We start from the raw sequence: 17,043 nt of genomic DNA on the forward strand, positions 1-17,043 counted from the left end.
CAGCCGAGCAAGCCGCGGCCTATATCACGTCAAGCCGTGGTCAAGAGCGTGGTTCGGGACTGCGCGCATCGGTAGGGTGTGCGCATGCTGCTCAACGGTGTGGGGTACCGCTACAGCCTGCGTGCGCCCTGGGTGCTCGACCGCGTGCACCTGGAACTCGGCCCCGGTTCGCTCACGCGGATCGGCGGTTACAACGGAAGTGGCAAGTCCACGCTGATGCGGATCGCGGCCGGGGTGCATCGACCCGGCCGCGGCAGCGTGCTGGAACGGCCCGCGCGGGCAGCGTACGTGCCGGGGCAGCTGCCCGCGGTGCCGTTCAAGGTGCAGGACTATCTGCTGCAGCTCGGCCGGATCCAGGGGCTGAGCCCGGCCGAGGCCGAGTCGCGGCTGACGGCGGGGCTCGAGCGCTTCGAGGCGTCGGGGTACCGCAAGCACCGGATCGGTGACCTGTCCCGCGGCACGGCGCAGAAGGTGGCGATCGTCCAAGCGTTGCTCGGCGAGCCCGAGCTGCTGATTCTGGACGAGGCGTGGACCAGTCTGGACGCGGCGGGGCAACGGGAACTCGACGAGGTCGCCCGCACGGTACGCGACGGCGGCGGCATCGTCGTGTACGTCGACCACGACGCGCAGCGCCTGGCCGAGGACGCCACGGCCGCCTACGTGCTGCGCGACGGGGTGCTGATCGCGGCCTCGGCGGCCGACTTCGCCGTGCCCACGGCCCTGATCGATCTCGAGGGCGCCCCGGAACCGTGGCCGCTGCCCGGCCGGGTGCGCGCGCTCGCCGACGGCGGGACCCGGGTGAGCATAGACGCCCAGCACTCGGACCGGCTGCTGCGCGAACTTCTGACGCAGTACCCGAAGACGCACGTCAGAACCGTGCGGATGGTGGAAGGGGGCGGGGAGTGAACACCCGGACTTTCGCGGTGGTGCGCTATTACGCCACCTTGTTCGCCGGTTCGCAGCGCTGGCTCGCGCCGGCGCTGCTCTACGGCATCGTGCTGGCCATCGACTCGACCGGCGGGGACACCGCGGCGGACGCCTTCGCCTACAGCGCGGCGTTCCTGCTCCCGGTCGCGGCCTGGATGACCAGATCCATGCTCACCACCGAGCCCGCGGAGTCGGCCGCCATGGTCGCCACGCTGGTCGGCCCGGTGCGCGCCCGGCTCGCCGCGCTCACCGCCGCGACCTGCTACGCCCTGCTGTGCGCGGTGCTCGGCGCGGTGGTGGCGCTGACCGCGGGTTCGCACGGCGGCGGCTCGACGACCGCGGCCGGGCTGGTCACCGAGCTGCTGTGCGTGCTGCTCGGCACGGCCGCGGGCGCGGTGGCCGCACCGCCGCTGGTGCGGCCGACGGGGTGGGGCGTGCTGCTGGTCGGGCTGCTCTCGCTCGGCTTGCTGATAGCCAGGTTCAGCCCGGCCGACGCCGCCATCAGGTCCCTGACGGCGGTCTCCAACGGCGGCGCGCTGCACTTCCCCTACTGGGCACCGCCGTTCGCCCTGGTGATCACGGCGGTGGCCTGGGCCGGCGCCGCCCACGCGGCCACCCGGCACGTTCCGTAGCACGAAAAGACAGGATCCATCCATGCACGCCGAAGACGTCCGACCGGCAGCTGCCCAGCCTGAAGACGCCCGACCCGGGGACGCCCGCGGCACAGCCGGCAACGCCCGCGCCGATGCCCTGCCGACCACGTTCCGGACCGAACTCAAGTCCGGCTCGGGTCTCTTCGGCCGCCCGGCCCGCGCCGCGACCCTGGCGTTCAGCCCGGACAGCCGGCTGCTCGCGCTCGGCGGCGAGAGCCCGACCGTGGACCTGTGGGAGCCGCGCGAACCCAGGCTGCTGGCTCAGCTCGCCGGGCACCGCCCGACCAAGTTGGTCGGCACGGTGCAGTGCGTGGCCTTCAGTCCCGACGGGCGGTTGCTGGCCAGCGGCGGGCGCGACGGGACGGTCCGGCTCTGGCTCGCGGCCACCGGCGAGACGGTCGAGGTGCTCGGCGGCTTCCCCGGTCCCGTCGTCCGGATCGCGTTCAGTCCGACCGCGCCCATCCTGGCCGTCGCGGACGAACACTCCGTGCGGCTGTTCGACCTCGGCTCGCGCCCGGCCCTGCAGTGCCCTGTGGCGTTGCCCGAGGGCGGCGTCAATGCCCTGGCATTCCACGCGGACGGCTCGGCGCTCGCGGTCGCCCTGGGCGGGCGGGAACGCAAGGGCACGCACCGGATCGCGCTGGTCGAGCCGGTCGGCGGGCGGGTCGTGCACGCCCTCGGCGATGGCGATTTCCTGGCCCGCAGCCTCGCCTTCAGCCCCGACGGCGCCGTGTTCGCGGCCGGGCTGCGCAAGGACGAGCTGCGGCTGTGGGACACCCGCAGCTGGCAGCCGATCGGATCGCTGCGCGTGCCGTCGTACTCGGCGTTCGCGCTCGCGTTCAGCCCGCACGGCGTGCTCGGCGCTGCCTGCGGTGACCGGGTCTGCATGTGGGACCCGGCCACCGGCGAGCTGCTGGCGTCGGTCAAGGTGCCGTACGTGAAGAACTGCGCGGTGGGCAACGTGGCCTTCAGTGCCGACGGACGGCTGATGGCGACCTGCCGCACCTTCGCCCAGGTGCGCGTGTACGCGACGGCGGCGCAGGCGCCGGGGGCGTAGCAGCCCTGGTCCTCAGTTCCCTGCGTTGACCGGCACCGCGCCGTCCTGGCCGTCGAGCGCGCCCAGCGTCTGCTTGAGCGAGGTGCCCGAAGTCTCGGCCGAGGTCGTCAGGCTGCCGAGGGTGTCGGTCACGGTGAACACGCCGCTGCTCGTGGTCGTCGGAAACTTCGCGCCGTGCGCAGCCGCTCCGCCGAGCCCGTCGAACAGCGCGCCCTCGAGGTTCTCCCCGTCCGTGGCCAGAGCGGAGCCCGAGGTCGGCAGCTGGTAGGCCGAGTCGCCCTGCACGCCGAGCAGGCCCCCGGCCTCGGACTGGAAGACGCCCCCGACGAAGTTGCCTACTCCGTCGCCGAGCGCGGTGGAGGTGCCGTCGGCCGCGGTCATCAGGCCGGGCGCGACCTTGCCGAGCACGGCGGAGCCGGCGACCGTGCCGACGCCGTCGAGCACGCCGTTCTCCAGGTCCGCGCCCCAGGTGACCTTCTGCCCGGACAGCGCCTGCGAGGCCACGTTCGCGGTCGTGTCCGCGACCACGTTGGAGGCCACGTCGCCCAGTTTGAGCGTCTCGGCCAGCGACTTGAGGTCCTCCATGAGCTCGCCGAGCACCTCGGCCACCTTGTCGATGTCCACGCCCACCTGCTCGGCGAGATCGGCGAACCTGGCGATCAGGGCCGCGATCCGGGCCGCCTCGGCCGAATCCGCGATCGCCGAGGCGAGGTCGGACAGGCCGGCCGTGACCACGGTCAGCAGCGCCCCGGCCGCGGTCGCGATGAGGATCTGCTCGCAGATGCTGACGAGCTCCTCGTTGATCGAGTCGATGTTCTTGGCGTAGCCGCGCATCGAGGTGGCGACCGTGTGGAAGTTCCGCACGCCCTTGCGGGCCGAGTCAGACTGCTGATTCCAGCACCGGTGGAAGGCGTCGGCCGCGTCACCCGCCCACTCGCTCGGCCCGACCATCTGCACGGCCGAGTCGAGTTCGGACACCTGCCGCCCGACCGCGTCGGCGAGGTTGTCCCAGTCCTGGGCTATGGACCGCAGCGTGTCCCCGTCGCCGCCGGGCAACGGCAGCCCCATCGCCTCCAGTACCTTGACCACATCGGCGTTGATGTTCACTGTGCCCCGCCCCCGATCTCGGCGAAACTCTGCGCACACTCCGTATCCACATCAAGGTACGCACGCGCGGTCAGCTGAAGCTGCTGCCCGGTCCGGTCCCAGACCTCGGCCAGCTGCTCGAGGCCGTTGACCGTGTTCTTGAGCATCGCCATGTACTTCGACAGCGCCCCGTCGCAGGCCCCGAGCAGGCCGAACGCCTCCCCGATCGAGAAGGCCGAGCCGCTGAACCCCGGGACGGACGACGCCAGGGCGCGCGCCTGGTCTTCGAATTCTGATCCAAGCTGGAATATCGCCGACGGATCGGCGGTGAACGAGTCCCCCATAGACTCAGCCTCACCCACGTTTGAGAGAGCGGAAATCCGAACAACGGGACTCTAGACCACGGGGACGCGGCACCAGGCCCCAGCCGTCGCCGGGGCCTGGTGTTCGAGGACTGCGACTACTGCTTGGCCCCGATCTTCAGCAGCGGCTTGTCGTCGCCGGGGTTGGTGAAGAAGTCGTTGCCCTTGTCGTCGACCACGATGAAGGCGGGGAAGTCCTCCACCTCGATCCGCCAGACGGCCTCCATGCCGAGTTCCGCGTAGTCGAGGACTTCGACCTTCTTGATGCAGTCCTGGGCCAGGCGGGCGGCCGGGCCGCCGATGGAGCCGAGGTAGAAGCCGCCGTGGGCGGCGCAGGCGTCGGTGACCTGCTTGGAGCGGTTTCCCTTGGCCAGCATGACGAACGAGCCGCCGGCGGCTTGGAACTGGTCGACGTAGGAGTCCATCCGGCCGGCGGTGGTGGGGCCGAAGGAGCCGGAGGCGTAGCCGGCCGGGGTCTTGGCGGGGCCGGCGTAGTAGACCGGGTGGTCCTTGAGGTAGTCCGGCAGCGGCTTGCCCGCGTCGAGCAGTTCCTTGAGCTTGGCGTGTGCGATGTCGCGGGCGACCACCAGGGTGCCGGTGAGCGCGAGGCGGGTCTTGACCGGGTACTTCGACAGTTCCGAGCGCACCTCGGACATCGGGCGGTTCAGGTCGATGCGGACCGCGGAGGAAGAGCCGCCGGCGGAGCCGGCCACGAGCAGAGCCTCGTCGGTGGTCTCCGGCAGGAACCGGGCCGGGTCGGTCTCGAGCTGCTCGAGGAAGACGCCCTCCGCGGTGATCTTGGCCAGGGCCTGGCGGTCGGCCGAGCAGGAGACCGCGATGGCCACCGGCAGCGAGGCACCGTGGCGGGGCAGGCGCACCACGCGCACGTCGTGGCAGAAGTACTTGCCGCCGAACTGGGCGCCGATGCCGAGCCGGCGGGTGAGCTCGAAGACCTCGGCCTCGAGCTCGTGGTCGCGGAAGCCGTGCGCCAGCATCGAACCCTCGGTCGGCAGCGCGTCGAGGTAGTGCGCCGAGGCGTACTTCGCGGTCTTGAGCGCGAACTCGGCCGAGGTGCCGCCGATGACGATGGCGAGGTGGTACGGCGGGCACGCGGCGGTGCCGAGCGAGCGGATCTTCTCCTCCAGGAACCGCAGCATCGCGCCGCGGTTGAGGATCGCCTTCGTCTCCTGGTAGAGGTACGACTTGTTGGCCGAGCCGCCGCCCTTGGCCATGTAAAGGAACTTGTACGCCTCGCCCTTGGTCGCGTACAGCTCGATCTGCGCGGGCAGGTTCGAGCCGGTGTTCTTCTCGTCCCAGGTGGTCAGCGGCGCCATCTGCGAGTAGCGCAGGTTCAGCTTGGTGTAGGCGTCGAACACGCCGCGGGCCAGGTGCGCCTCGTCGTCCCCGTCGGTCAGCACGTTCTGCCCGCGCTTGCCCATCACGATCGCGGTGCCGGTGTCCTGGCACATCGGCAGCACGCCGCCGGCCGCGATGTTCGCGTTCTTCAACAGGTCAAGTGCCACGAAGCGGTCGTTGGGCGAGGCCTCGGGGTCGTTCATGATCGAGGCCAGCTGCTTGAGGTGCGAGGTGCGCAGGAAGTGCGCGATGTCGTGCATCGCCTCGGCCGTCAGCAGCCGCAGCGCCTCCGGCTCGACCTGCAGGAAAGTGCGTCCGGCGGCGGAGACGGTGGAGACGCCCTCGCTGGTGACGAGGCGGTACTCGGTGTCGTCCTTGCCGATCGGCAGCAGGTCGGAATAAGCGAATTCGGGCATTTCCACGCGCCTCCATAGACCTCAACGTCCGGTGGTCCAAGCCTAAGCCTGGCCGAGGCGCGCTCCGGGACACGGCGGACGTGGCCTTGGCCACGCGCGGGCGGGGGCGGGACGCGGTCGGAGTGCGCCCGCCCGCAGGTATGACGTGAGACGTCATACGTATTATCATTGCGCCATGAGGACGACGATCGAGGCATCCCAGGACCGTGACGGCTCCGGCCCCGACCCCGTCCCCACCGCGCTCGAGCACCCGGCGACGCGGCGGGCCACCGGCACCGGGCTGATCCTCGCCGGAGTCATCCTCATCGCCGCCAACCTGCGGCTTTCCGTCTCCGCGACCGGCGCCCTGCTCGATCAGCTCGGCGCCGGCCTGCATCTGTCCTCGGCCGTGCAGTCCTTCCTGACCGCGGTGTGGCCGCTCGCCTTCGCCGTCGGCGGTATCTCCGGCTCCTGGCTGGCCCGCAAGTACACCGCGGGGACCGTCATCGCCGCCGCGCTCGGCGCGCTGACCGTCGGTCAGATCGTGCACAGCCTGCACGACACCCCCGCGCTGGTGGCCGGCTCGGTGCTGGCCGGGCTCGGCATCGCGCTCGCGAACGTGCTGCTTCCGGTCGTGGTGCGCCAGTACTTCCCGGACCGGGTCGGGCAGGTCACCGGCCTGTACGCGATGGTGCTCGCGGGCGGCTCGGCCGTGGCCGCGCTCGCCTCCGTGCCGGTGGCCTCCGCGTTCCACAGCGTGGACGCCGGACTCGCCGTCTGGGTCATCCCGGCGCTGATCGCGCTGGCCGGCTGGTTCGCCGCGCGCCCGCAGCGGGCCGCGCACTCCTCCAACGCCCACCTGATCGGAGCCACCGGGACAGCCCCGGCGACCCCGCAGGCGCACCTGCCGCTGCGCCACGTCGCCCGCCAGCCGCTGGCCTGGGCGCTGGCCGCGCTCTTCGGCCTGCAGTCCGTGGGCGCCTACGTGATCATGGGCTGGCTGCCGTCCATCCTCGGCAGCGCGGGGATGTCGCACACCGCCGCCGGCGCGGTGCTCTCGATCATCTTCTTCCTCAACATCCCGATCTCCTACCTGGTGCCGCACCTCGGCTCCCGGATGCGCGACCAGCGGCCGATGCTGCTGGGCCTGACCGCGGCCTCGCTGGTCGGCTTCGTCGGCCTGATCATCGCGCCCAGCTCGCTGACCTGGCTGTGGGTGGTCTTCTTCGCCTTCGGCATGGCCACCTTCCCGCTGGTGCTCGCGCTCTTCCCGGCGCGCGGCGGGACCCCGCACGGCACCGCGGCGCTGTCCACCTTCAGCCAGTCGATCGGCTACCTGCTGGCCGCGATCGTGCCGCTCACCTTCGGCATGCTGCACGACGCCACCGGGTCCTGGACCCTCCCGCTGCTGATCGTCGTAGTCGTCACCGTGTTCCAGGGTCTGGTCGGGTTCTACGTGGCCTCGCCCCGCCGGGGCACCGTGTCCGAGCCCGGAGATTCATGAGACAGTGCCCGTCGTCGCAAGGTGTGTGAGGACTCGAGCCGAGAGAGTGGGTGCGCGGATATGACCGAGCTGGCGGGTCTGCGCCGCGGATCGTTGGGCGACGAGGTGATCGCCACCCTGCGCGAACAGATCACCTCAGGGGCCTGGCCGGTGGGTGAGCGCATCCCGGCCGAGTCCGAGCTGATCGAGCGGCTGCAGGTGGGCCGCGGCACCGTCCGCGAGGCCATCAAGGCCCTGGCCCACGTGGGCCTGCTCGAGGTGCGCCAGGGCGACGGCACGTACGTGAAGTCCCGCAGCGAGCTCGCGGGCGCGCTGCGCCGGCAGATGGGCAGCTACCGCAACACGCACGTGCAGGAGGTGCGTCGCGCCCTCGAGGTCGAGGCGGCCCGGCTGGCCGCGTCCCGCCGCACCGACGAGGACCTGCGCGCGATGGCCGACGCCCTCGCCGAACGCGACCTGGCCGCCGACACCGGCCGCGCGCTCGGACGCTGGGACCCGGTCTGGGGCACGCCCTGGGTCGAGGCGGACGTCCGGTTCCACCAGGCCGTCGTGGCCGCGTCGCACAACCCGATGCTGACCGAGATGTACCTCGAGATGGCCGAGCAGCTCTCCACCGTGCTGACCGCCATCAGCTCGGCCACCGACCACGAGCCCTACCTCGTGCGCGGCCACCGCGCCCTGCTCGAGGCCATCGAGGCCGGCGACACCGAGCGGGCCGCGCTCGAGGCGCTGCACAACGTCGAGACTCCGGTGGAGTGACGCGGTGACCCGGCGGCCGCCCGCGGCCTGACCGCCCCCGACCGCGAAGTGCGCGATCGGTTATCTTGACGGAGTGACGCCGCCATTGTCCTTCGGCACCGAGCCCGCGCCCTCCGATGACCGCAGGCTCTCCCTGCGCGCCTCCGACGCCGACCGCGACCACGTCGCGAAGCTGCTCGGGCAGGCGTTCGCCGAAGGCAGGCTCAGCGCCGACGAGCACGCCGAGCGCACCGAGACCGCGTACGCCGCCAAGACCCTCGGTGAGCTCCGGCCCCTGCTGGCCGACCTGCCGGTGGCCTTCAGCCCGCCGTCCGCCGCCACCGGCCCGGGCGTGCGCGGCGACGTGCCGCTGGCCGCCACCCCCGCGACCGACTCGGTGGTGGCCGTCTTCGGCGAGCAGCGCCGGCGCGGGCGCTGGCTGGTGCGCGACGGCATGGAGGCCAGGGCGATCTTCGGCACGGTCGAGCTCGACCTGACCGAGGCCGTGCTGGAGCAGCGCGAGCTGACCATCACCGCGCACAGCTTCTTCGGCCAGGTGATGCTGCGGGTGCCCGAGGGCGTGATGGTGATCGACGAGGGCACCGCGATCCTCGGCGACCGGGACTTCAAGCTGGAGAACGGGGCGTACACCGCCGAGACCCCGATCGTGCACGTCCGCGGGTTCAGCGTGTTCGGTAGCGTGGAGGCCAAGCGCCCCCGCAAGAAATGGCTCAAGAAGCGATGAGTGACACCCCGCTGTACGTCCACCGCTCGACCGTCTGGTTCGACGAACTCGACATGGTGGGTGTGCTGCACAACGCCCGCTACGCGATCCACGTGGAGCGGGCGATGACCGTGTGGTTCCACACGCTGACCGACCTGGACCCGTCCGACGGCCTGGTCGTGGTCAAGCAGTACGACATCGAGTTCGTCCGGCCGTTCACCCGGGAGCGCGGCGAACTGGTGGTCGAGGTGAACCTGCAGCGGCGCGGCCGGACGAGCGCGGTCTTCGGCTTCCGCTGCCTGTCCTACCCCGAGGGCCCGGACGGGCCCGAGGTGCTGCACGCCCGCGGCATCCGCGCCATCGTGAAGGTCAGCCCGGGCAGCCTGCGCCCGGCGCCCTGGTCGGACGCGTTCCTGCCGGTCGACGCGTGACCTGACGCGTGACCTGACGCGTGATCCAACGCGCGACCTGACGCATGGTCAGACGCGCGTGAGCGGGCGGGTCATCGCTGCATGACCCGCCGGTCCGGTGCCTCGAAGGAATTGTCGGCCAGGGTCTTGAGGAATACGATGAGCTCTTCGTGCTGCTCCGGATCCCAGCCCTTGAGCTGCTCCTCGAGCATCTTGATCCGCTCCTGGGAGAGCTTGTCGATGATGTCCTTGCCCTTCGGGGTGAGCGTGATCAGGCCGTTCTCGTCACGTTGCGCGTTTCCACTGGAGACCAGCCTGTCCACGCGCGGGCGGATCTCGTCGGCGGGGGCCTTGAGCTGCTTGCAGATCTGCTCCTCGGTGATCGGCCCGGCGTGGTGCAGCCGGAAGAGCCCGTAGGCCTGCGGTACCGAGATGTCCACGTCCGCGCGCTCGATCGCCCGTCCGTAGCGCTCCCAGACGTTCTGACGGCTCGAGAGCTTCGTGACGAAGCGTTCGATCTCGGCCAGCGAGGTGCGGTAGGTGGGCAGGCCGGAGGACTCGCCGAGGTCGGTGGTGCGGGTGGCCGTACGCAGCGCCACTTCGGGCAGGAACAGCGCCAGCACGAAGGCGACCAGCGCGATCGGCGAGGCGATCAGGAACACGTGCGCGCAGGAGGTGGCGTAGATGTGCAGGAACGGGGCGGCCTCGGCCCGCGGCAGCTGGTTGACCGCCCGCGGGTTGGCCAGGATCTGCTGGGCCGGGAAGTGCGCCGGGATCTTGCCCTGCGCGATCGAGGACGTCAGGTTGCTGCTGAGCTGGTTGTTGAGGATCGTGCCGAAGATGGACGCGCCGAAGGCGCTGCCGATCGAGCGGAAGTAGGTCACCCCGGAGGTGGCCACGCCCAGGTCGGTGTAGTCCACCGCGTTCTGCGTGGCGATCGTGAGCACCTGCATGGTCAGCCCGATGCCGAGGCCGAAGACCACCATGTCCCAGCCGAGCGTGGTCGAGGTGGTGTGCTCGTCCACGTGGGACATCAGATAGAGCCCGACCGCCATGCACAGCGTGCCGATGATCGGATAGATCTTGTACTTGCCGAACTTGCTGATGAGCTGTCCGGTGCCGATCGAGGCCACCAGCAGCCCGGCCATCATCGGCAGCAGCCGCAGCCCCGAGACGGTGGGTGAGTCGTTGTCCACGACCTGCATGAACAGCGGCAGGTAGGACAGCGCGCCGAACATGCACAACCCGACCACGAACCCGATCGCCGAGCACTGGGTGAAGACCCGGTTGCGGAACAGCTTGAGCGGTAGCACCGGTTCGGCCGCGCGTCGTTCCACCATGACGAACAGGACCAGCAGGACCACCGCCCCGACCGCGAAGGCGAAGATCGGACCCGAGGTCCACCCCCAGGTCGTCCCGCCGAGGCTGGTGATGAGCACCAGACAGATCGAGGCGGCGGCGATCAGGAAGGTGCCGAGGTAGTCGATCTTGGGCTTGTGGTCCGGGTTCTTCTTCGTCAGCGCGATCGAGATGACCACCAGCGCCACCGCGCCGATCGGCAGGTTGACGTAGAACACCCAGCGCCAGCTGAGGTTGTCCACCAGGAAGCCGCCGAGCAGCGGGCCGAGCACCGAGGCGACGCCGAAGACGGCGCCGATCACGCCCTGGTACTTGCCCCGGTCGCGCGGCGGCACGACGTCGCTGATGATGGCCATCGACAGCACCATCAGCCCGCCGCCGCCGATCCCCTGCAGACCGCGGAAGGCGATCAGCTCGGCCATGTTGCGGGCCTGGCCGCAGGCCACCGAACCGACCAGGAAGATCACGATGCAGACCTGGAAGACGGTCTTGCGCCCGAACATGTCGCCGAGCTTGCCCCACAGCGGGGTGGTCGCGGTCGAGGCGAGCAGGTACGCCGTGACCACCCAGGACAGGTGGTTGGCCCCGCCCAGGTCGCCCACGATGGTCGGCAGCGCGGTGGCCACGATGGTCTGGTCGAGGGCGGCGAGGAACATCCCGAGCATCACGCCGGCGAACACCAGCATGACCTTGCGGTGGCTCTCCTCGATCCGCGGCGTATCGGATTCTGCCTGCGTCGCCTGCTGCGTCGCCACGACGGCCTCCGGGTCGGCGGGGTGATCCCCTGTCAGCGAAAAAGGACTCTCCACTGAAAGGGGATCACCGCGGCCCGCGGCCCGCCTGCGCAGGCGTCCGAACGGGCGCCCGGCGGGGGTATCGGCGGCGGCAGGGTGCTGCGGCTACCGCGGCGTCAGCCGAAGTCGACCGAGGAGTAGGTCCGCAGCTTCGTCAGCTGGTGCTCCGACTCGATCCGGCGCACCGTGCCGCTCTTGGAGCGCATCACCAGCGAGGTGGTGACCGCGCCGCCGGAGCGGTAGTGCACGCCGCGCACCAGTTCCCCGTCCGTGATGCCGGTGATGGCCACGAAGCAGTTCTCGCCCGTCACCAGCTCGTCGGTGGTCAGCACCCGGTCGAGGTCGTGGCCCGCGTCCAGCGCCTTGCGCCGCTCGGCCTCGTCCTTCGGCCACAGCTTGCCCTGGATCACCCCGCCCAGGCACTTGATCGCGCTGGCCGCGATGATGCCCTCGGGGGTGCCGCCGATGCCGAGCAGCAGGTCCACACCGGTCTCCGGGCGCACCGCCATGATCGCGCCGGCCACGTCGCCGTCGCTGATGAACTTGATCCGGGCGCCGGACTCGCGCACCTCGCGCACCAGGTCCTCGTGCCGGGGCCGGTCCAGGATCACCACGGTGACCTCGCTCGGCGAGCAGCCCTTGGCCCGGGCCACGGCCTGCACGTTGTGCGCGACCGGCGCGGTGATGTCCACCGACCCGGCCGCCTGCGGGCCGGTCACCAGCTTCTCCATGTAGAACACGGCGGACGGGTCGTACATCGCGTGCCGCTCGGCCAGCGCGATCACGGCGATGGCGTTCGGCATGCCCTTGGCGTTGAGCGTGGTGCCGTCGATCGGGTCCACGGCCACGTCGCACTCGGGCCCGTCGCCGTTGCCGACCTGCTCGCCGTTGAAGAGCATCGGCGCGTTGTCCTTCTCGCCTTCGCCGATCACCACCACCCCGTCCATCGAGACGGTGTTGATCAGACGCCGCATGGCGCCCACCGCGGCGCCGTCCGCGCCGATCTTGTCGCCCCGGCCGACCCAGCGGCCGGCCGCCAGGGCCGCCGCCTCGGTCACCCGGACGAGTTCGAGGGCCAGGTTCCGGTCGGGCACCTCGTGCGCCTGAGTCATCTGCAGTCCTTCCGCACTCGGACAAGCTTGGTCGTTTCCGCTCATGGGTCGCCCGCACGAGGGGAAACACGTGGTCACCGGTTGAGGGGGCCGGTTCGTTGATCCTACTGCCGCCCCGGTGCGCGGCCAGGGGGAGCGGCTTGGGATGATGGCGCCATGGCAGCGAAGACCCGATCCCGGCTCAGGACCACCGTGCGCGACATGGTGCTCACCATGGCGCTGATCGTGGTGCCGATCCTGCTGGTGTTCTGGCTCATGCCCTCGAACACGCCGAAGAGCGCGGTCACGCCCGTCTCGAGCGCCGACTACCAGGCGATGCTCACCGCCGCGCGCAGCCAGCTTCCGTTCGAGGCGCTGAGCCCGACCGGCCTGCCCGCCGGCTGGGAGCTGACCTCGGACGAGTACGAGCCGGCCGGCGACACCGCGGCCGAGTGGCGCCTGGGCTACCTGACCACCTCCGGCACCTACGCCGCCTTCACCCAGACCACCGAGTCCGTCGCCCAGTACCTCGGCGATCAGAGCTCGGATGCCACCCAGTCCGGCACCGTGACCGTGGCCGGCCAGACGTGGCTGCACTACACCGGCACCACGCCGGGCGCCCTCAAGACGCTGCTGTTCCTGCAGAACGGCAAGTCCCTCGAGGTCGTGGCCGGCTCCGCCTCGCCGGCCGACCTCGAGCTGCTCGCCGGCTCGCTGCAGAGCTGACACGGCCGCGGCGGAGCCGGCTGCGCAGCCGGCTCCGCCGCGTGCGTCGAATCCCCACGCCTACTCCGTCGGCGCCCCCTCGGCCGCCAGCGCCGCGTCGAGGCGCGCCCGCGCCCCGTCCAGCTTGGACTGACAGTGCGCGGCGAGCGCCTCGCCGCGCTCCCACAGCCGCAGCGAATCCTCCAACGGCAGGCCACCGGCCTCAAGCCGTTGAACCGTGGTGATCAGTTCGTCGCGCGCCTGCTCGTACCCCAGGGTGGAGATCTCTTCCGAAGTCATGCCCACCACGATAGATTCCCTTACCGACAGAGAGCGGGGAGGCACTCATGGGAGTGGTGGTAAGGAGGGCGTCGGTCGAGGACGCCTGGGAATTGACCCGGCTGCGCCGGATCATGATCAACGCATTCAGGGAGGTACACGACGAATCCTGGGAATACTCCTGCAAGGACACGTTCGAGCTTGCGCTGTCCGACCCGGACGGCTCGATGCAGGCCTTCGTGGTCGACGCGGGAGACGCGCCGGGCAAGCTCGCGGCCGGGGCGGTCGGGGTGATCCAGCAGCGCCTGCCCAGCCCGGACAACCACACCGGGGTGGTGGGCTACATCCTGAGCGTGTCCACGGATCCGGACTTCCGGCGGCGCGGCCTCGCGCGGGCCGTGGTCGAGGCGGCGCTGGAGTGGATGGACGGCTGCGGCGTGGCCAAGACCGAACTGGTCGCCTCCGAGTCCGGCGAGAAGCTCTACCGGGAGCTCGGGTTCGCCGAACCGCGCTTCGGCACCTACCTCAGCCGCTGGCTGCCGCAACAGGTGTGACGACGGCGAAGAAAGCGCTATCAGTACCCGCTTTCGCTCGAGCCGCACCGCTCGCAAGACCCTGATCAGGCACGATCGCCCGATCGACGCACCACCGACGATCAGTCAGACATCCACCCCGGCGGCCCCATCCACGCCGCCGACCGTATCGACTTCATCCACGGCAACGACATCATCCACGTCACCCACCTCAGGTCCACCGGACGCGCCACCCGCGTCCGAAGGCCCGATACCCGCGGGTCCGCCGGTCTCCGAGACCGCGCCCACCTTCACGGCCAGGCGTCCCGCCGCCAGCCGGACGCCGAGTTCCTGACCGGCCGTCACCTGCGCAGCGTCGCGCAGCACGTGGCCCTCGGCGCTCTGCACGATCGCGTATCCCCGCTCAAGGGTCTTGAGCGGGGAGAGCGCACGGACCCGGGCGAGGGTCTGGGCGAGCACCTCGGTGTCGCGCGCGAGGCGGTGGTGCAGGGCCCGGCGGGCCCGCGCTCGGGCGTCGGCGAGCTCCTGCTCCCGGCGCTCGAGCATGCTGTGCGGCGCCGCCAACACCGGCCGCGACCGGTAGTTGGCGAGCGCGCGCTCCTCCCGGTCGAGCGTGCGCACGATCGCCGCGCGCATCCGCTCCCTGGCCTGGCGCACCCGCTCGAGCTCCTCGCGCACGTCCGGCACCAGGCGTTTGGCCGCGTCCGTCGGAGTGGACGCGCGCAGGTCGGCGACCAGGTCCAGCAGCGGGGAGTCGGGCTCGTGCCCGATCGCCGAGACCACCGGCGTGCGGCACGCGGCCACGGCCCGCAGCAGCTGTTCGTCGGAGAACGGCAGCAGGTCCTCCACCGAGCCGCCGCCGCGCGCGATGACGATGACGTCCACCTCGGGATGCCCGTCGAGCTCGGCCAGCGCCGCGGTGATCTGCGGCACGGCCGTGGCCCCCTGCACCGCGACCTCGCGCACCTCGAAGCGCACGCCCGGCCAGCGCCGCCGGGTGTTCTCCAGCACGTCCTTCTCCGCGGCCGACGCGCGGCCGGTGATCAGCCCGATCAGCTGCGGCAGGAACGGCAGCCGCTGCTTGCGGCCCGGGTCGAACAGGCCCTGCGCCGCCAGCTTCGCCTTGAGCTGCTCGATCCGGGCGAGCAGCTCGCCCAGCCCGACCTGGCGCAGCTCGAACATCTGCAGCGAGAACTGGGCGCGGCCGCGGTAGAAGGCCGGCTTGGCCCGCAGCACCACCCGCTGGCCCTCCGCGGGCGGCGGGACGATCTGCTCGAAGACCTGGCGGAAGCAGGTGATGCTCACCGACACGTCCTGGGCCGGGTCACGCAGCGTCAGGAACACCACCCCGGCCCCGGGGCGCCGGTTGATCTGCGTGATCTGCCCCTCGACGTGGATCACGCCGAGCCGGTCGATCCAGTCGCCGACCAGTGTCGCGACCGTAGCCACCGGCACCGGCTTGTCGAAGGAGCTGTCCAAGGCCATGGCGAACACCCTAGTGCCGGGTTCTGACACCCCGCCGCCGCGCCGGGCGTCACCCCTGTGCGCCCCACCTGCGCGGTCCCCGGACCCGTCGCCGCGCGCTGGTGGGCGCGGCGCGGCGGTCACGATGTGCAGAGCCGGTGAAGATCCCCGTTCCGGGCTAGGGCGCACACCGGAGAGCGGAATACCATAGGTGTCATGGTCTCTGCTCCGGTCACTGCCGAATCCGCTCCCCGCAAGCGAGTCCTCCTGGCCGCCCCACGCGGCTACTGCGCAGGAGTGGACCGGGCGGTGCAGACGGTGGAGAGCGCGCTCGAGCGCTTCGGCGCCCCCGTGTACGTCCGCAAGGAGATCGTGCACAACAAGCACGTCGTGCAGACGCTCGAGGAGCGCGGCGCCGTCTTCGTCGAGGAGAACGACGAGGTGCCCGAGGGCGCCCTGGTGATCTTCTCCGCCCACGGTGTGGCCCCGGACGTGCACCACTCGGCCAAGAACCGCAACCTGCGCACCATCGACGCGACCTGCCCGCTGGTCACGAAGGTGCACAAGGAGGCCGTGCGCTTCGCCGAGGAGGGCTACGACATCCTGCTCATCGGCCACGAGGGCCATGAGGAGGTCATCGGCACCACCGGCGAGGCGCCCGAGCACATCAAGCTCGTGGACGGCCCGGACGGGGTGGACGGCGTCGAGGTGCGCGACCCGGCGAAGGTGGCCTGGCTCTCCCAGACGACCCTGTCGGTGGACGAGACCCAGCAGACCGTGGCCCGGCTCAAGCAGCGCTTCCCGCTGCTGCTCGACCCGCCGTCCGACGACATCTGCTACGCCACCCAGAACCGGCAGATCGCGGTCAAGCAGATCGCCGGCCAGTGCGACCTGCTGATCGTGGTCGGCTCCAAGAACTCCTCCAACTCGGTGCGCCTGGTCGAGGTCGCCCTCGAGGTCGGCGTGCCCGCCTCCTACCTGGTGGACTTCGCCGAGGAGGTCGACCCGGCCTGGTTCGAGGGCGTCACCACGGTGGGCCTGACCTCCGGTGCCTCGGTGCCGGAGAACCTGGTCCAGGATGTGCTCGAGCTGCTCGCCGCGCACGGCTACGGCGAGGTCGAGGAAGTGCGTTCGGCGCAGGAGAAGCTGCTGTTCGCGCTCCCGCACGAGCTCAAGCGGCTCCAGGCCTCGGAGCCGACGAGGCCCTAACGCACGACGCCGCGGCCCTTGAAGCGGCGTACCAGCAGCACGACGGCGGACACGGCAGTGCCGAAGTAGAGCGCCTTGGCCTTGGCGGCGAGCAGTTCGAACGTGGTGGCCGCCAGGCCGAGCAGACCCGGGCCGAAGCTGTCCGGCATCAGCTCCGCGAGCAGGATCAGCGCGCCGGCGAAGGCCAGGGGCGGGCTGACGAGCGCGCTGAACCAGTCGGCGCGCCGTACCCGGGTGGCGGTGTAGCCGCAGGCCGCGACGTAGAGCACGGCCAGGGCCCAGGCGGGGCCGCCGACGAGCAGCAGATCGAGCAGCCCGCCGCAGACGCAGCCGACGACCAGCAGCAGCGCGACGCCGAGCCCGGTCAGCGGGCCGATGCCGCCGCTCGGCCGCGGCG

18 protein-coding genes are annotated in these 17,043 nt (G+C 71.0%); 10 read left to right on the forward strand and 8 right to left on the reverse strand.

The features are described 5' to 3' along the window. Positions 1-84: 84 nt before the first annotated feature. From KDL01_RS18545 to KDL01_RS18555, 3 genes are read left to right on the forward strand one after another with little or no spacing between them, the layout of a single operon-like run. Positions 85-906 (forward strand): ATP-binding cassette domain-containing protein, encoded by an 822-nt coding sequence (locus KDL01_RS18545; protein WP_212529774.1) that lies wholly within the window; start codon positions 85-87, stop codon positions 904-906. Then, a complete protein-coding gene (locus KDL01_RS18550; protein ID WP_212529775.1) occupies positions 903-1,559 on the forward strand; it encodes a hypothetical protein in 657 nt (218 codons plus the stop codon). The genes KDL01_RS18545 and KDL01_RS18550 overlap by 4 nt, the downstream gene beginning before the upstream one ends. Positions 1,560-1,581: 22 nt before the next feature. Continuing rightward, positions 1,582-2,637 carry a WD40 repeat domain-containing protein gene (locus tag KDL01_RS18555; RefSeq protein WP_212529776.1) on the forward strand — a complete coding sequence of 352 codons (1,056 nt, stop codon included), beginning with the start codon at positions 1,582-1,584 and terminating at the stop codon, positions 2,635-2,637. 12 nt (positions 2,638-2,649) lie between these two features. Here the strand turns inward: KDL01_RS18555 and KDL01_RS18560 are convergent, their stop codons facing one another. The 3 genes from KDL01_RS18560 to KDL01_RS18570 form a co-directional block, all read right to left on the reverse strand. Further along, positions 2,650-3,744: a WXG100 family type VII secretion target gene (locus KDL01_RS18560; RefSeq protein ID WP_212529777.1), complete on the reverse strand. Its 1,095-nt coding sequence runs from the start codon at positions 3,742-3,744 to the stop codon at positions 2,650-2,652. Then, positions 3,741-4,067, reverse strand: a complete 327-nt coding sequence (locus KDL01_RS18565; protein WP_212529778.1) for a hypothetical protein — start codon at positions 4,065-4,067, stop codon at positions 3,741-3,743. Before KDL01_RS18565 ends, KDL01_RS18560 begins: the two co-directional genes overlap by 4 nt. A gap of 116 nt (positions 4,068-4,183) precedes the next feature. Further along, the gene (locus KDL01_RS18570) at positions 4,184-5,857 is read right to left on the reverse strand and encodes a fumarate hydratase (protein WP_212529779.1); all 1,674 of its coding nucleotides are present in this window, start codon (positions 5,855-5,857) and stop codon (positions 4,184-4,186) included. Between the two features lie 175 nt (positions 5,858-6,032). On the opposite strand from KDL01_RS18570, the gene KDL01_RS18575 reads away from it, so the two are divergent. The 4 genes from KDL01_RS18575 (at position 6,033) to KDL01_RS18590 (ending at position 9,233) form a co-directional block, all read left to right on the forward strand. Then, positions 6,033-7,340, forward strand: coding sequence for a CynX/NimT family MFS transporter (locus KDL01_RS18575; protein ID WP_212529780.1), 1,308 nt, complete (start codon positions 6,033-6,035; stop codon positions 7,338-7,340). Between the two features lie 60 nt (positions 7,341-7,400). Beyond that, positions 7,401-8,099, forward strand: a complete 699-nt coding sequence (locus tag KDL01_RS18580) for a FadR/GntR family transcriptional regulator (protein ID WP_212529781.1) — start codon at positions 7,401-7,403, stop codon at positions 8,097-8,099. Between the two features lie 73 nt (positions 8,100-8,172). After that, the gene (locus KDL01_RS18585; protein ID WP_212529782.1) at positions 8,173-8,823 is read left to right on the forward strand and encodes a DUF1707 SHOCT-like domain-containing protein; all 651 of its coding nucleotides are present in this window, start codon (positions 8,173-8,175) and stop codon (positions 8,821-8,823) included. Beyond that, positions 8,820-9,233: an acyl-CoA thioesterase gene (locus tag KDL01_RS18590; protein WP_212529783.1), complete on the forward strand. Its 414-nt coding sequence runs from the start codon at positions 8,820-8,822 to the stop codon at positions 9,231-9,233. Before KDL01_RS18585 ends, KDL01_RS18590 begins: the two co-directional genes overlap by 4 nt. Before the next feature lie 71 nt (positions 9,234-9,304). On the opposite strand, the gene KDL01_RS18595 is transcribed toward KDL01_RS18590, so the two are convergent. Next, entirely contained in the window at positions 9,305-11,326 is a 2,022-nt protein-coding gene (locus KDL01_RS18595) for an MFS transporter (RefSeq protein ID WP_212529784.1), read from the reverse strand. A 155-nt stretch (positions 11,327-11,481) separates the two neighbouring features. Continuing rightward, the gene (glpX, locus tag KDL01_RS18600) at positions 11,482-12,477 is read right to left on the reverse strand and encodes a class II fructose-bisphosphatase (protein ID WP_212529785.1); all 996 of its coding nucleotides are present in this window, start codon (positions 12,475-12,477) and stop codon (positions 11,482-11,484) included. 156 nt (positions 12,478-12,633) lie between these two features. On the opposite strand from glpX, the gene KDL01_RS18605 reads away from it, so the two are divergent. After that, complete coding sequence (locus KDL01_RS18605) at positions 12,634-13,182, forward strand: DUF4245 domain-containing protein (RefSeq protein ID WP_212529786.1); 549 nt, start codon at positions 12,634-12,636, stop codon at positions 13,180-13,182. Between the two features lie 60 nt (positions 13,183-13,242). Here KDL01_RS18605 and KDL01_RS18610 read toward each other — a convergent pair whose 3' ends face one another. Beyond that, positions 13,243-13,461, reverse strand: a complete 219-nt coding sequence (locus tag KDL01_RS18610; protein WP_212529787.1) for an exodeoxyribonuclease VII small subunit — start codon at positions 13,459-13,461, stop codon at positions 13,243-13,245. Between the two features lie 47 nt (positions 13,462-13,508). On the opposite strand from KDL01_RS18610, the gene KDL01_RS18615 reads away from it, so the two are divergent. Then, the gene (locus KDL01_RS18615) at positions 13,509-13,994 is read left to right on the forward strand and encodes a GNAT family N-acetyltransferase (RefSeq protein WP_212529788.1); all 486 of its coding nucleotides are present in this window, start codon (positions 13,509-13,511) and stop codon (positions 13,992-13,994) included. A gap of 105 nt (positions 13,995-14,099) precedes the next feature. Here the strand turns inward: KDL01_RS18615 and xseA are convergent, their stop codons facing one another. Then, positions 14,100-15,458 carry an exodeoxyribonuclease VII large subunit gene (gene xseA / locus KDL01_RS18620; protein WP_212529789.1) on the reverse strand — a complete coding sequence of 453 codons (1,359 nt, stop codon included), beginning with the start codon at positions 15,456-15,458 and terminating at the stop codon, positions 14,100-14,102. Positions 15,459-15,653: 195 nt separating this feature from the next. On the opposite strand from xseA, the gene KDL01_RS18625 reads away from it, so the two are divergent. Next, positions 15,654-16,646, forward strand: coding sequence for a 4-hydroxy-3-methylbut-2-enyl diphosphate reductase (locus KDL01_RS18625; protein WP_212529790.1), 993 nt, complete (start codon positions 15,654-15,656; stop codon positions 16,644-16,646). Here KDL01_RS18625 and KDL01_RS18630 read toward each other — a convergent pair. Further along, a partial coding sequence (locus KDL01_RS18630; RefSeq protein ID WP_212529791.1) for a DUF6542 domain-containing protein occupies positions 16,643-17,043 on the reverse strand: 401 nt, incomplete at its 5' end. The genes KDL01_RS18625 and KDL01_RS18630 overlap by 4 nt on opposite strands.

Source organism: Actinospica durhamensis (assembly GCF_018139695.1).
GTDB lineage: Bacteria > Actinomycetota > Actinomycetes > Streptomycetales > Catenulisporaceae > Actinospica > Actinospica durhamensis.